Below are 14,611 nucleotides of genomic sequence, written 5' to 3' on the forward strand. Positions count from 1 at the left end.
CCCTGATCGCCATCGCCCGCAAGCTGCTCACCATCCTCAATGCCATCCTCCAAAGCTCAACACCCTGGAGAACCACAACCTCCGCGAAGGAGCAGACCGCTTGACACCCAAGACAGTCGCTTCTTTTTTCTGTCTGGCTGCCGCTGCCTTGCGGTGAAGCGGGACACGGCACTGAAGCGGAGCGCGGCCCGTGAGGCTGCGCCCCTTTATAAAATGTGTCCCGCCGTGATGCCCTGGCAGGTCCCGCCACGGCCGGTCATCAGAAAAAAGATGGGGGTTCGGGGGAATTCATTCCCCCGACCTCCATCCCTTCTATCCCTGTCTTCTCTTCAAGGAACCGCGTGGCTCCCCCCCGAGGCGGCCGAGACGATCATCGTCTCGAACACCGACACCCCGTGGATCGCCTGGTCCAGCGGCAGCGGATAGGTGGCGCCCCCGGCGACGGCGGCGGCAAAGGCTTCCAGCTCGGCGCGCTCGATATCGACCTTGGGGAAATCCTGCACAAGGGTCTCGCCCTCGCGGGGGCGGAAGACCAGGTGCTCGTGGTCGGTCAGCTCCGCCCAGCCTTCGCTGCCGTAGAGCGCCACGCGCCAGCAGCGCGGGGCGTAGGCGAGCGTCGCGAAGGTGCCGGTAGCGCCGCTGGCGAAGCGGCACAGCATGGCGGTGGTGTCGTCCAGGCCGTTGGTCAGCACGCGGGCGGTGCTGGCCACGGTGACCTCGGCGATCGGGCCGGCCAGGTTCACCATCATGTCGATCATGTGGATGCCCATGCCGCCCATGCCGCCCAGCGGGCTTTCGGCGCGGTCGGCGCGCCACATGCCGGGCTTATAGGCCGCGGCGCCCGGGCCGCTGAAATGGCCCTCGACATGCAGCAGCGTGCCGAGGCGGCCATCGGCCAGCATTTCTTTCAATTCGGCGACGGCGGGGAGGAAGCGGCGGTTGTGGCCCAAGGCCAGGACCACGCCGGCCTTGCGGCAGGCCTCGACGGCGGCGGCGGCGCTTTCCTTGTCGAGGGTGAAGGGCTTTTCGACGAAAACATGCTTGCCGGCCGCGGCGGCGGCCTCGACCTGGCGCGCATGCAGCTTGTGCGGGGTCGCCAGCACCACGGCCTGGACCTCGGGGTCGGCCAGCGCCGCCTCGAAGGTGTCGTGCAGGCGGATGCCCTGGGCGGCGGCCCAGTCGCGCGCCTTGTCCGGCGTGCCGGTGCTGCCGGCGACGAAGCGGATGCCCGCCCCAGCCTGGGCCTCATTCTTGTTCTGGACGCTTTCCACCAGGATTCGACCCCAGCGACCCATGCCGATGATGGCGGCCTGCAAGCTCATCTGTTCTCTCCGTCGTCCGGCGGGCCTTCGAGCACCGCCTCGATTTTCTCGCGCCGGGCGCGGCCCCAGGCATAGATGGCCAGCGCCAGGGCGCAGGCGATCAGCGTCGGCCAGCGCAGGCCGAAGACCTCGCCCGAGGCGCCCAGCAGCAGCGCCCCCAGCGCCGGGCAGGCCCGGGTGATCATCCCCCACAGCGCCAGCACCCGGCCGCGCATGGCGGGGTCGGCCGCGGTCTGCGCCAGCTGCTGCACCGAGATGCCGTGCAGCGAGGCGCTGGCGCCGATCAGCGCGGCGCAGAGCAGGCCCATCGGGAACCACGTGGTGGCGACGAAGCCGGCGGTGGCGATGGCCTGCAGCATGCCGGCGCGGATGGCGATGGCCGTCGCCCCGGCGGTGCGGCCGCGGGCAGCCAGCCAGAAGCCGGCGATCAGGGCGCCCACGCCGAAGGAGGCGGTCAGAAGTGCCAGCGATTCGGCGCCGCGGCCGAAATTGCGCTCGACGAAGGGCGGCAGCAGCTCCTGCACGCAGCGCAGCAGCACGCCGATGCTGGCGGCATAGGCCAGCAGCGGGCCCAGCCCCGGATGGCGGGCGACGTATTGGAAGCCTTCGCGCACCTCGCCGATAAAGCTGGCGGTGGCCGGGTGGCCGTGGCGATGCGCCGGGTCGACGCGCAGCATCGGCATGGTGAGCACCGCGCTGCCATAGGCCAGCGCGTTGCAGGCGATGGCGGGTGCCACGCCGAAGACCGCGATCACCGGGCCGGCGAGCGCGGGCCCGATGAAGCGGGCGACGTTGAAGACCAGGGAATTGCAGGCCACGGCCGCGGGCAGGTCGGCGCGCGGCACGATGCCCGACATCAGCGTCTGCCGCGCCGGCTGGGCGAAGCTGGCCGCCGTGCCGCTGCAGAGCTCCAGCGCCACCAGCAGCCCGATCGAGATATTGTCGGTGGCGACCAGGGTGGCCACCACCGCCGCCTCCACCCCGATCACCGCCTGGGAGATGGTGGCGAGCTTGAGGCGGTCCAGCCGGTCGGCGACCGCGCCGGCGATCGGGCTGATCACCGCGGCCGGCGCCAGGTCGCTGAAGGCGACCAGCCCGACCCACAGCGCGCTGCGGGTCATCTCCCAGGCCAGCCAGGCGACCGCGATGCGGTGCATCCACAGGCCGGTCCAGGAGGTCAGGCTGGCGCCGAAGAAGATGCGCGCATTCCGGGTCGCCAGCGCGCGGGACAGCGCGCCGAAAGGCGACCGGAACAGCGGCAGGTCAGGAGCCCCGCCGGCTCCGCACGGGCGGGGTGGCGGCCGGTGTCGGCGCCGGGGCGGCAGGGGTCGCCGCGGCGGGCGCCGGGGTGGCGGCCGGCTGCGCATTGGCGCCGCGCAGGCATTCCTGGATCATCTGCTCCATCTCGAAGCGGGCGCCCATCTGGCTGCGCTCGAGCGGGTTGCCGATATAGGCGCCGCTGCCCATGCGCGACTCGGCCTCGTCGACCCGCATGGTCTGGCCGCGCTCGCGGTAGCGCATCTGCCGCTCGGCATCGACGCGGCAGGCGGCGCGGGCGGCGTCGGACTGCTGCTCCTCGGCGCTGCGGGGCGCCACGGCGCAGGCGCCCGTCAACAGCAGCAGGGAAAGGGCAAGGCGTTTCATGGCGCGCTCCGGCGGGATCTGGTCAAGGGTTCTGGCAGGGGCGCGGCCGGCGCGCAGCCCCCGTCGAGAAAGAATCAGGCCGGGCCGATGCGCCCTGCCCCCTCCCCGGAGACCGCCGCGCCGGTCGTGCCGGCAATGCGGTTGGACAATAGACGCTTCAGGGCGGTTTCGTCGAACCGGCCGGCGGCATCCAGCGGCTGCGCCGCCGCGGCGGCCAGCAGCGCCGGATGCAGCTCGATCCCTTCCGCGCCGATGGCGAACATCCCGCGCAGCCAGGGGGCGCGGCCCAGCAGCTCGACCAGCGCCAGCAGCCGCAGGCACAGCGCCAGGCCTTCCAGCCGCTCCAGCCCGACGCTGCGGTCCACCGCCTCGGCCCAGCAGGCGGCGTCGGCATCGGCCAGCGCCAGGACGATGCCGGTCTCGAAGGCCAGGCTGCGATGCGGCCCCCAGGCCTCGGCGGCGGCGGCGGCGCGCGCGGCGTCCCAGGCCAGGCTCAGGGCGCGGGGGGCGACGGGCGGCAGGGCTTCAGGGCCACCGGGCACGGCATAGAGCAGCGCCCCATCGGCGCCGACCGCGACCCGGATGGCGGCCCCGTTGGGACGAGCATCGGACATGCGCCCCAGAATGGGGATGCGGAAGCGCTGCCGCCAGGGGGCGGCGCGCCGGGAACGCCATCAACCCTCCGGCTGCCATTCCGGCGGGCGGGCCAGCAGCGCCGCGGTCAGGGCGGCGGCGACGCGGTGCTGGGGGCCGGGGCCGATGACGACGAACTCGATTTCTCCCAAGGGCGGCAGGTGGCGCGACGGCGGCAGGGGTGCCAGCCCCGGCGGCAGCAGCCGGCGCGAATGTGGCGCGACGCCCAGCCCCGCCTGGGCCGCGGCGCGCAGCCCGCTGAGGCTGGCGCTGGAGCAGGCGACGCGCCAGGAGCGGCCGGCGGCCTCCAGCGCGGCCAAGGCGAGCGCCCGGGTGATCGAGGGCGGCGGATACAGCACCAGCGGCAGCGGCAGGGCGGGGTCGGGGCGCCAGCCGGGGCGGCCGACCCAGGCCAGCGCCTCGCGCCAGGCGAGCTGGCCGCGCGGGTCGCCGGTGCGGCGCTTGACGACGATGACGTCGAGCTCCCCGGCGTCATAGCGCTCATAGAGGATGCCGCTGAGGCCGACGGTCAGCTCCAGGTCGACCGCGCTATGCGCCTGGGTGAACTCGGCCAGCACCTGGGCCAGCTGGGCGGAGACGAAATCCTCCGAGGCGCCGAGGCGGATGCGGCCGCGCAGCTGGCTGCCCTGGAAGAAACGCTCCATCCGCGCATTGGCCTCCAGCACCTGGCGGGCGAAGTCGACCAGGGCGTCGCCATCCGGGGTCAGCCCCACCGCATGGGTGTCGCGGGCGAAGAGGGCGCGGCCCAGCTGCTCCTCCAGCTTGCGGATATGCTGGCTGACGGTGGATTGGCGCAGGCCGAGGCGCTCGGCGGCGCGGGTGAAGCTGCGCGTCTCGGCGACAGCCAGGAAGGAGCGGAGCAGGAGCGGCGGGACCATCCCTCACGGTTATCATGCTTTGCGCTGACTGATATTAAAAACATTCCCTCGCGGAATGAGGGGGCGCGGGTCTAGTTCTGCTGCGCCGCAACCGGCCTGATCGGGTTGCGCCGCAACCGGAGCCGCCGCCGATGCCCGCCTTCCTACGCCGCCTGCGCATCGATCCCTTCCTGATCCAGCTGGTGGCGACGGTCATCCTGGCGGCGCTGCTGCCGGCCCGCGGCCAGGCGGCGGAGGCCATGAGCCATGTCGCCTCGCTGGCGGTGGCCCTGCTGTTCTTCCTGCATGGCGCCAAGCTGGCGCCGAAGGCGGTGCTGGACGGGCTGCTGCACTGGCGGCTGCAGGCGCTGGTGGCGAGCTCCACCTATCTGCTGTTCCCCCTCCTCGGCCTGGCGCTGACCTTCGCGCTGAAGCCCTTCCTGCCGCCGATGCTGTCGCTCGGTATTCTGTTCATCTGCGTGCTGCCTTCCACCGTGCAGTCGTCGATCGCCTTCACCGCGGTGGCGCGCGGCAATGTGCCGGCCGCCCTCTGCGCGGCGACGCTGTCGAACCTGGTCGGCATGCTGCTGACGCCGCTGCTGGTCGCCGTGCTGATGCAGACCAGCGGCGCCGGCGGCTTCTCCACCGACATCGTCTGGGACATCGCGCTGCACCTGCTGCTGCCCTTCGCGCTCGGCCAGGCGGCGCGGCCGCTGATCGGCGGCTTCCTGAAGCGCAACAAGCTGGTGGTGGGGCTGGTCGACCGCGGCTCGATTTTGATCTCGGTCTACACCGCCTTCTCCGAGGGCATGAATGCCGGCATCTGGCAGCAGATGGACCTGGCCACCCTGGCGCTGATCGTGGCGCTGAACGCGGCGCTGCTGGCGGCGGTGCTGGGCTCGACGCGCTTCATCAGCCGCCGCATGGGCCTGTCGCGCGCCGACGAGGTGGTGGCCGTCTTCTGCGGCTCGAAGAAGAGCATCGCCAGCGGCATCCCGATGGCCAATATCCTGTTCCCCGCCGCCAGCGTCGGCCTGATCGTGCTGCCGCTGATCCTGTTCCACCAGCTGCAGCTGTTTGCCTGCGCAGCACTTGCCCGTCGCTATGCCAGCCGCGCGGGACAGGAAGAAACGAAATCCGAGGCCCCTACCCTCGCCTCTGGACCCACGCCGCATTTGGCCTAGCATCGCGGGCATGACCCATCCCGCCGATCTCTCCGCCACCGAGGCCCTGCGGCTTATCGCCGCCGGGCAGCTGACCGCCCCCGCGCTCTGGGAAGCCTGCCAGGACCGCATCGCGATGCGCGAGCCCGCGGTGCGCGCCTTCACCACCCGCGCATCCTCGATGCCCGCCACGGTGGAAGGCCCGCTCGGCGGCCTGCCCGTCGGCGTCAAGGATGTGCTCGACACCAGCGACCTGGCTTCCGAATACGGCTCGCCGATCTGGGCCGGGCACCAGCCCCGCGCCGATGCCTTCGCCGTCACCCGCACCCGCGCGGCCGGCGGCCGCGTCATCGGCAAGACGGTGACCACCGAATTCGCCACCCGCCGCGCCGGGCCGACGGCGAATCCGCATGACGTGAAGCGCACGCCGGGCGGGTCGAGCTCCGGCTCCGCCGCCGGCGTCGCCGCCGGCTTCTTCCCGCTGGCCTTCGGCACCCAGACCGCCGGCTCGGTGCTGCGGCCGGCGGCCTATTGCGGCATCGCCGGCTTCAAGCCCAGCCATGGGCTGATCCACCGGGCGGGGATGAAGGTGATGGCGGAAAGCCTCGACACCATCGGCGTCTTCGGCCGCGGCGCTGCCGATTGCGCGCTCTTCGCGGGCGTCCTGACCAACCAGGATCTTTCGGCCGTGGCCGAGACCGCGCCGCGCGTCGCCCTGTGCTTCGGCCCCGCCGAGGACCGTCTCACCCCCGAGACCCGCGCGCTGCTGGACGGCACCGCGGCCCGCCTCTCGGCCGCCGGCGCCAGGGTGACGACGCTCGCTTTGCCCGAGGCGGTGCTGGCGGTGAACGAGGCGCATCCGACGGTCATGCATGGCGAGACGCTGCAGTCGCTGGCCTGGGAACGCGTCCACCACCGCGACCGAATCTCCGCGGTGCTGAACGAGCGGCTGGACTGGGCCGAGGCGATGACCGCCGCCACCCTGGCCGGGGGCCGCGCCACCTTTGCCAGCGGCCGCGCCGCCTTCCTGGACTTCATGGCGGATTACGACATCCTGCTGACCGCCTCCGCCCCCGGCGAGGCGCCGGAGGGCCTGGAGTCGACGGGCGAGCCGGTCTGCAACGCGCTGTGGACCGCGCTGCACGGGCCCTGCATCAGCCTGGATGCGGCGCGCGGCCCGGCGGGGATGCCGCTGGGCATCCAGCTGGTGGCGCCCTTCGGCCAGGACGCGGCGCTGCTGGGCTGGGCGCGATGGGTGGAGAAGGTGATCGCGCGCTGACCGTCCGACGACGGCCAGGCTTTGGCGAGGAGGCCCGGATCGCCCGGGCCTCCCCTGCCGTCACTCGGCGGGAGCTGCCGCCGGCCGCGCCGCCAGCGGCTTGCGGTCCAGGATCATCACCAGCACGATCGACATGATCGGCAGCGCCGCCATGAACAGCAGCCCGTAATAGTCGCCGCCCGTCCGGTCCTTGATGATGCCGAAGACCTGCGGCCCGAAATAGCCGCCGAGATTGCCGACCGAGTTGATCCAGGCGATGCCGGCCGCGGCGGCGACGCCGCTGAGCATGGCGGTAGGCAGCGACCAGAAGATCGGCAGGGCGGCGAAGATGCCGTAGCTGGCCAGCGCCAGGCCGATCAGCTTGAGGACCAGCCCGTCATTGCTGGCGGCGATCAGCAGCCCGGCGGTGGCGCAGGCGGCGGCGAAGATGGTGGTCCATTTCCGCTCCTTGATCCGGTCGGAGAAGAAGCCCCACAGCACCATGGTCACCGCGCCCACCGCATAGGGGAAGGCGTTCAGGAAGCCGAGCTGCACGTTGGACACGTTGCCCAGCGCCTTGATGATCTGCGGCTGGAAGAAGCCCAGCGTGTAGAGCGGCGAGACCAGCCCCAGATAGACCAGGCCATAGCCGATGATCCGCGGGTTCAGCAGGGTCTCCCACCACTTGAAGCTGACCACGGCCTCGCGGGCGCTTTCCTCCTCGGCCAGCGTCCGGCTCAGCCAGGCCTTCTCCTCGACGGTCAGCCAGTCGGCTTCCGACGGGCGGTCGGTCAGGTACCACAGCACGCCGCCGGTCATCAGCAGGGCCGGGATGGCCTCGATGATGAACATCCACTGCCAGCCATGCAGGCCCCAGATCCCGTCCATGTTCAGCAGATAGCCGGAGACCGGCGAGCCGAGCGCGGAGGAGAAGGGGATGGCGAACATGAACCATCCGACGATGCGGCCGCGATAGGCGCTGGGGAACCACAGCGTCAGGTAGAAGATGACGCCGGGGAAGAAGCCGGCCTCGGCGGCGCCGAGCAGCACGCGGACGATGTTGAAGCTGGTGGGCCCGGTCACGAAGGCCTGGGCGCCCGACAGGATGCCCCAGGTGATCATGATGCGGGCGATCCAGATCCGCGCGCCGAAGCGGTTCAGCGCCAGGTTGCTCGGCACCTCGAAGGCGAAATAGGCCAGGAAGAAGATGCCGGCGGCGGTCCCGAAGGCGGTGGCCGACAGGCCGAGATCGGCGCGCATCGCCGGGCCCGCGAAGCCGACATTCACCCGGTCGAGATAGGAGATGAAGTAGCAGACGATCAGGAAAGGCAGCAGCCGCCAGGCGACCTTGCGCATGGTGCTGCGCTCGATGGCGCTGATCGCGTGCATGGGGGCCGGGGCCGAGCCCTGGCCGAAAGCTGCGCCCATAGCGCTTCCCCCGAAGTCGTTTATGCCAGCCGGCCCTGGGGCCGGCGTGGCGGGGGTTTTGCGCCGGTCTGCCGCGTTAGTCGATAGTTCATTTCTTGGCGGGTGTCCGGCGCGCAACTTTAAGTCAGCGCGCCGGACGGATTATTTGCGGTCCCGCAAGGCTTCTGGGGCAGCGGGCGGCTTTCCGGGCCATCGCGCTGCCGGATCGGTCCGGCCCGGCCCTGTCCCGGCTAAGCTTTTTGTCATGCCGGGCGGGCGGGTCAGCTGTTGCCGGCCAGATAATCCATGGCGGCCTTCACCCCCTCATCGGCATGCGGCACGCCCGCGATGCGCAGCCCCATCTCGACGCCGGTCAGCGTGCCCATCAGCGCCAGGTCGTTGAAGTCGCCCAGATGGCCGATGCGGAACACCCGGTCGTTCAGCCGGCCGAGGCCATTGCCCAGGCTCATGTTGAACTTCTGCAGGATGGCGGCGCGCAGCGCATTGGCCGAATGCCCCTCCGGCACGCGGACGGCGGTGAGCGCCGAGGAGAAATGCCACGGGTCCTCGCACTGCACCTCCAGCCCCCAGGCGCGGACGGCGCGGCGGGTGGCCTCGGCATGGCGGTCATGGCGGGCGAAGACGTTCTCCAGCCCCTCGGCCAGCAGCAGGTCCAGCGCGGTGTCCAGCGCGTAGAGCATGTTGGTGGCCGGCGTGTAGGGGAAGTAGCCGGTGGCGTTGCTGGCCAGCATCGGCCGCCAGTCCCAGAAGCTGCGCGGCGACCTGGCGGTCTCGGCCGCCTTCAGCGCCTTCGGGCTGATGGCATTGAAAGACAGGCCGGGGGGCAGCATCAGCCCCTTCTGGCTGCCCGCCACCGTGACGTCGACGCCCCATTCGTCGTGGCGGTAGTCGATCGAGCCGAGAGAAGAAATAGTGTCGACCAGCAGCAGCGCCGGGTGGCCGGCCGCGTCGATGGCGCGGCGCACCTCGTCGACGCGGGAGGTGGCGCCGGTCGAGGTCTCGTTATGCACGACGCAGACCGCCTTGATGGCGTGGTCGCGGTCGGCGCGCAGCCGGGCCTCGATGCCCGGCACATCGGCGCCACGGCGCCAGTCGGTCTGGATGATCTCGGGGCGGATGCCGAGGCGCTCCGCCATCTCGCGCCACAGGAAGGAAAACTGGCCGGTTTCGCACATCAGCACCTGGTCGCCGGGCGACAGGGTGTTGACCAGCGCCGCCTCCCAGGCCCCGGTGCCGGAGGCCGGGTAGATCACCACCGGCTGGGTGGTCTTGAAGACGGCCTTGACCTTCTCCAGCAGCTGGGCGCCGAACAGGCCGAAATCCGGGCCGCGATGGTCCATGGTCGGGTTGTCCAGCGCCCGCAGCACGCGGTCCGGCACATTGGTCGGACCCGGGATCTGCAGGAAATGCCGGCCCGCCACGGGCTTCGACTGGAAATAGGCCATGCTTGCCTCCCTCGTGCTTCTGCCGCCGGTCTAGGCGCGTTCCATATGCAGCGCCAATGAGTTCGCCTTGTCGGATTGATGAGCATTATAGATCGGACAGCCGCCCGCCCCCGCGCTAGCCTCGGCGCCAAGGAAGAATGCGGGACCCGTCCATGAATGCCATCCACCAGTCCAAGGTGCAGCCGGGCGATGCCGCGCTCGCCGCCCGGCTGAAGCGCGCGGTCGAGGGCGAGGTGCGCTTCGCCCCCGGCGATCGCGGCCGCTACGCCACCGATGCCAGCATCTACCAGGTGGAGCCGATTGGCGTGCTGGTGCCGAAGACGCAGGCGGATGTGGCCGCGGCCCTGGCGATCTGCCGCGAGGCCGGCGTGCCGGTGCTGCCCCGCGGCGGCGGCACCAGCCAATGCGGCCAGACGGTGAACCGGGCGCTGGTGATCGATGGCAGCAAGCATCTGCGCCGGGTTCTTTCGGTCGAAGGCGACACGGCCTGGGTGGAGCCGGGCATCGCTTTGGGCGCCCTCAACGACACGCTGAAGAACGGCAAAAAGTTTTTCCCCGTCGATCCTTCGACCTGGGCGCGCTGCACCATCGGCGGCATGGCGGGCAACAATTCCTGCGGCAGCAAGTCGATCCGCTACGGGCTGATGGCCGACAATGTGCTGGCCATCGACGCGCTGCTGGCGGATGGCAGCCGCTTCACCTTCGGTGACCTGCCCGACAATCTGGGCGACGACATCCCCGGCCCGACGGCCGCGCTGATCCAGGCGCTGCGCCAGCTCGGCGCGCGGGAAGCCGAAGAAATCGCGGCGCGGTTTCCAAAACAGCTGCGCCGGGTCGGCGGCTACAATATCGACGCCCTCACCCCCGCGGCGCGGATGGCGGGGCGCGGCAACCTGGCGCGGCTGCTGGTGGGCAGCGAGGGCACGCTGGCCTTCTCGGCGGCGCTGCAGCTGAAGCTCTGGCCGATCAAGCCGCGCAAGGTGCTGGGCATCTGCCAGTTTCCGTCCTTCCGCGCCGCCATGGCGGCCAGCGAGCATTTGGTGGCGCTGCAGCCCGAAGCCGTCGAGCTGGTCGACCGCACCATGATCGACCTCGGCCGCTCGATCGCGATCTACCGCGCGACCATCGACGCGATCGTCATCGGCGAGCCGGATTCTCTGCTCATCGTCGAGTTCCATGGCGACGACGACGCGGCGTTGTTGAAGGAGCTCGACAGGCTCGAAGAACGGATGGGTGACCTGGGCTATCCGGGGGCCGTGGTGCGGGTCACCGACCCCGCCTTCCAGGCCAGCGTCGCCGAGGTGCGCGAGGCGGGCCTCAACATCATGATGTCGATGAAGGGCGACGGGAAGCCGGTCTCCTTCATCGAGGACACCGCCGTCGATCTGGCCGACCTCGCCGACTATACCGAGCGGCTGAACGATGTCTTCGCTCGCCATGGCACCAAGGGCACCTGGTACGCCCATGCCAGCGTCGGCTGCCTGCATGTCCGCCCGGTGCTGAACATGAAGCAGGGCGAGGACGTCACCAAGATGCGGGCCATCGCGGAGGAATGTTTTTCTCTCGTTCGCGAATACAAGGGCAGCCATTCCGGCGAGCATGGCGACGGCATCGTCCGCTCCGAATTCAACGAGGTGATGTTCGGCGCCCGTATCACCCGCGCCTTCGAGGCGGTGAAGGACGCCTTCGACCCGGCGGCGCTCCTCAACCCCGGCCGCGTCGTCCGCGCGCCGCGGATGGATGACCGGTCGCTGTTCCGCTACCCGCCCGGCTATGCGGCGGACGCCGCCATCACCCCGGCGCTGGACTGGTCGGCCTGGCGCAGCGGGCCGGACGACCCGCAGGGCGGGCTGCTGGGCGCGGTCGAGATGTGCAACAACAACGGCACCTGCCGGAAGTTCGACGCCAATGTCATGTGCCCCTCCTTCCGCGTCACGCGGGACGAGCAGCATCTGACGCGCGGCCGGGCCAATACCCTGCGCCTGGCGCTGACCGGGCAGCTGGGCGCCGATGCCCTGGCCGGGCCCGAGGTCGCCGAGGCGATGTCGCTCTGTGTTTCGTGCAAGGGCTGCAAGCGGGAGTGTCCCACCGGCGTCGACATGGCGAAGATGAAGATCGAGGCGACCTATGCCAGGGCGCAGCGGCACGGCATTCCCCTGAAGGACCGCATCATCGCCGAGCTGCCGCGCTGGGCGCCCTGGGCGTCCCGCCTGCCGGCGCTCGCCAATCTGCGCGACCGGCTGCCGGGGCTGGCGTCGCTGTCGGAACGGTTCCTGGGGCTCGCCGCCTCCCGCCCCCTGCCCCGGTTCGTCGGAAACCCCTTCCGCGATGACGAGGCCAAGACCGAGGGCGACCGCGGCGAGGTGCTGCTCTGGGCCGACACCTTCAACCGCCACTACGAACCCGAGATCCTGCGCGACGCGGTGACGGTGCTGGGCCGCGCCGGCTATCGCGTGCGCCCCGCCGCCGCCCCTCGAGGCCGCGCGCTGTGCTGCGGCCGCAGCTACCTCGCCGCCGGCATGGTCGACCGGGCGCGGGCCGAAGCGCGGCGGACGCTGGCGGCGCTGGCGGTCAGCGACGCGCCGGTGATCGGGCTGGAACCCTCCTGCCTCACCACCCTCCGCGACGAGTTTCTGTCCCTTCTTCCCGGCGGGGAGAGCGAGAAGCTGGCCTCGCGCGCCTTCCTGCTCACCGAGTTCCTGGCCAAGGAGAATGTCGACCTGCCGCTGCACTCGCCCGGCCCGGCGCGGGCCCATATCCACGGGCATTGTCACCAGAAGGCCTTCGGCGCCTTCCTGCCCGCGGTGAAGACACTGAGGAAAATTCCGGGCATGGAGGTGGTCCCGATCGCCTCCTCCTGCTGCGGCATGGCCGGCAGCTTCGGCTACGAGGCGTCGAAACAGGAGACCAGCAAGGCCATGGCCGAGATTTCCCTGCTGCCGGCGGTGCGCGCCGCCGCAATCGAGGATGTCATCCTCGCCGATGGCACCTCCTGCCGCCACCAGATCCGCGACCTGTCGGGGCGGCAGGCGCTGCATTCGGTGCAGCTGCTGGCCCGGGCGCTGAAGCCGGCCCCGAAGCCGGCATGAGCGAGGCGCAGGCCATCCTGGACTTCTGGTTCCAGGACGATGTCACCACCCCCCGCCCCGCCTGGTTCCAGCGCGACGACGCCTTCGACGCCACCATCCGGGACAGGTTTGGCGCCCTGGTGGTGCCGGCCCGCGAAGGCGCGCTGGATGGCTGGGCGGCGGCGCCCGACGGCGCGCTGGCCTTGCTGATCCTGCTCGACCAGTTCCCGCGCAACCTGTTCCGCGGCAGCGCCGAAGCCTTCGCCAGCGACGCCCATGCGCGCGACGTCGCCCGCCGCGCGGTGCTGCGCGACCGCCACGACCTGGCGCTGCATTCGAACCAGCGGCCCTTCCTCTATTTGCCCTTCGAGCATTCCGAGGCGCTGGCCGACCAGGCGCTGTCCGTCACCCTGTTCGAGGGGCTTCGCGATTTTCCACCGCAGCGGGCGGCCGGCGGTGGCATCGACTACGCCTGGCGGCACTGGCAGGTGATCCGCCGCTTCGGCCGCTTCCCGCACCGCAATGGCGTGCTCGGCCGTGCCGATACCGAGGCTGAAACGATCTACCTCGCCCAGCCCGGCGCGGGCTTCTAAGGCCGGGTTGCGTGCCGGTTCGCTTTTCCCGCGTTCACGTAGCCGTGTGCAACCGGTCGCGAGAAATGGCTGGAAGGGCGAAACCGGCGGGATGAGCCGGCTGCCGGGCCGCGGGCGGAGCCTCGGCCACGCCACCGCATCCCTCCAAAAACTGTTTAAATTCGGTGAAATGCGGGCTGACGTTAGCGTGTGGTGACAAGGCCATGGCAGGCCTGTGGCAGTTTCGCCACAGGGTGGCCTCGTTGCAGGAGCGCAGCGCAACCGCAGCATGCAACTTTGGTTTCCCCTCCGCCTGCCAATTAGGCGTTAGGGAACACAGACATGACGCTTCGCCGCCTGCTCCTCGCTGCCACTGTCCTCAGCACCACTGTCGCCACCGCCGGCCTGGCCCATGCCCAGTCGAGCTCGACCCCCTGGTACCTGCCGAACCCCTCGGCCGCGCCGATCACCGGCGTCTATCTCGGCGCCGGCGCCGGCTGGAACCACTCTGACGCCCGCGGCCTGACCGCGCTCGGCGGCAACGCCACCTATTTCGACAACACCTCCGGCAATCGCCAGGGCAATCTGGGCTTCGAGGAAGGCTTCGGCGGCGTCCTCTCGGTCGGCTGGGGCTTCGGCAACGGCCTGCGCACCGAGATCGAGGGCAACTACCGCCACAACAACGTCGATCGCCTGGGCGGCTTCCAGCGTCGCACCGGCGGCGCGCCGGGCGTGGCCTTCCGCGGCATCGACGGCGAGCAGCAGCAGTATGGCGTGATGGCCAACGTCTTCTACGACTTCCAGCTGCCGCAGTGGTTCCCCAACATGCCGGTGGCCGTGGTTCCCTATGTCGGCGGCGGCGTGGGCTGGATGTGGACCGACATCGACGCCAAGGGCACCCGCCTGGCGCCGGGCGGCAACACCGTCCGCATCGACGACACCAACGGCCAGTTCGCCTATCAGGGCATCGCCGGCCTGGCCTTCCCGATCGCCGCCGTGCCGGGCCTCTCGCTGACCGCCGAGTACCGCTACACCGGCGCGCTGCAGGGCCACTACAAGGGCACCGTGACCAACCCGGCCGGCGGCCGCGTCTCCTCGGGCAAGTATGAAGTCGACCAGTCCGGCAACCACTCCGCCATGCTGGGCCTGCGCTACGCCTTCAACACCCCGACCCCGCCGGCGCCGATCCCGGTCGCGGCC

Annotated in this window: 12 protein-coding genes; 5 read left to right on the plus strand and 7 right to left on the minus strand. The window is 70.7% G+C overall.

The genetic code is table 11. The features are described from left to right. Nucleotides 1-329: 329 nt before the first annotated feature. The 5 genes from GVN67_RS23090 to GVN67_RS23110 all read right to left on the minus strand — a co-directional run bounded on the left by GVN67_RS23090 (nucleotide 330) and on the right by GVN67_RS23110 (nucleotide 4,498). Nucleotides 330-1,322 (minus strand): Gfo/Idh/MocA family protein, encoded by a 993-nt coding sequence (locus GVN67_RS23090; protein WP_159999688.1) that lies wholly within the window; start codon nucleotides 1,320-1,322, stop codon nucleotides 330-332. Beyond that, on the minus strand, nucleotides 1,319-2,647 hold the full coding sequence (locus GVN67_RS23095; RefSeq protein WP_255430429.1) for an MFS transporter: 1,329 nt from the start codon (nucleotides 2,645-2,647) through the stop codon (nucleotides 1,319-1,321). Before GVN67_RS23095 ends, GVN67_RS23090 begins: the two co-directional genes overlap by 4 nt. Then, nucleotides 2,586-2,966, minus strand: coding sequence for a hypothetical protein (locus GVN67_RS23100; RefSeq protein WP_159999689.1), 381 nt, complete (start codon nucleotides 2,964-2,966; stop codon nucleotides 2,586-2,588). Before GVN67_RS23100 ends, GVN67_RS23095 begins: the two co-directional genes overlap by 62 nt. A gap of 74 nt (nucleotides 2,967-3,040) precedes the next feature. Further along, nucleotides 3,041-3,580: a hypothetical protein gene (locus GVN67_RS23105; protein ID WP_159999690.1), complete on the minus strand. Its 540-nt coding sequence runs from the start codon at nucleotides 3,578-3,580 to the stop codon at nucleotides 3,041-3,043. Nucleotides 3,581-3,640: 60 nt separating this feature from the next. Continuing rightward, a complete protein-coding gene (locus GVN67_RS23110) occupies nucleotides 3,641-4,498 on the minus strand; it encodes a LysR family transcriptional regulator (protein ID WP_159999691.1) in 858 nt (285 codons plus the stop codon). Nucleotides 4,499-4,629: 131 nt separating this feature from the next. Here GVN67_RS23110 and GVN67_RS23115 point away from each other — a divergent pair, with 131 nt between their 5' ends. Continuing rightward, complete coding sequence (locus GVN67_RS23115; protein ID WP_159999692.1) at nucleotides 4,630-5,661, plus strand: bile acid:sodium symporter family protein; 1,032 nt, start codon at nucleotides 4,630-4,632, stop codon at nucleotides 5,659-5,661. A 10-nt stretch (nucleotides 5,662-5,671) separates the two neighbouring features. Then, a complete protein-coding gene (locus GVN67_RS23120; protein WP_159999693.1) occupies nucleotides 5,672-6,919 on the plus strand; it encodes an amidase in 1,248 nt (415 codons plus the stop codon). A gap of 60 nt (nucleotides 6,920-6,979) precedes the next feature. Here GVN67_RS23120 and GVN67_RS23125 read toward each other — a convergent pair whose 3' ends face one another. Together GVN67_RS23125 and GVN67_RS23130 are read right to left on the minus strand one after the other, a co-directional pair. Beyond that, a complete protein-coding gene (locus GVN67_RS23125) occupies nucleotides 6,980-8,287 on the minus strand; it encodes an MFS transporter (protein ID WP_235035435.1) in 1,308 nt (435 codons plus the stop codon). A gap of 299 nt (nucleotides 8,288-8,586) precedes the next feature. Beyond that, nucleotides 8,587-9,771: an alanine--glyoxylate aminotransferase family protein gene (locus GVN67_RS23130; RefSeq protein ID WP_159999694.1), complete on the minus strand. Its 1,185-nt coding sequence runs from the start codon at nucleotides 9,769-9,771 to the stop codon at nucleotides 8,587-8,589. Between the two features lie 152 nt (nucleotides 9,772-9,923). On the opposite strand from GVN67_RS23130, the gene GVN67_RS23135 reads away from it, so the two are divergent. The 3 genes from GVN67_RS23135 to GVN67_RS23145 form a co-directional block, all read left to right on the plus strand. Then, nucleotides 9,924-12,860: an FAD-binding and (Fe-S)-binding domain-containing protein gene (locus GVN67_RS23135; protein WP_159999695.1), complete on the plus strand. Its 2,937-nt coding sequence runs from the start codon at nucleotides 9,924-9,926 to the stop codon at nucleotides 12,858-12,860. After that, nucleotides 12,857-13,432, plus strand: coding sequence for a DUF924 family protein (locus GVN67_RS23140; RefSeq protein WP_159999696.1), 576 nt, complete (start codon nucleotides 12,857-12,859; stop codon nucleotides 13,430-13,432). Before GVN67_RS23135 ends, GVN67_RS23140 begins: the two co-directional genes overlap by 4 nt. 321 nt (nucleotides 13,433-13,753) lie before the next feature. After that, on the plus strand, nucleotides 13,754-14,611 hold an 858-nt coding region (locus GVN67_RS23145; RefSeq protein WP_159999697.1), incomplete at its 3' end, for an outer membrane protein.

The sequence above is a fragment of the Roseomonas sp. 18066 genome (assembly GCF_902706185.1).
Lineage (GTDB): Bacteria > Pseudomonadota > Alphaproteobacteria > Acetobacterales > Acetobacteraceae > Pseudoroseomonas.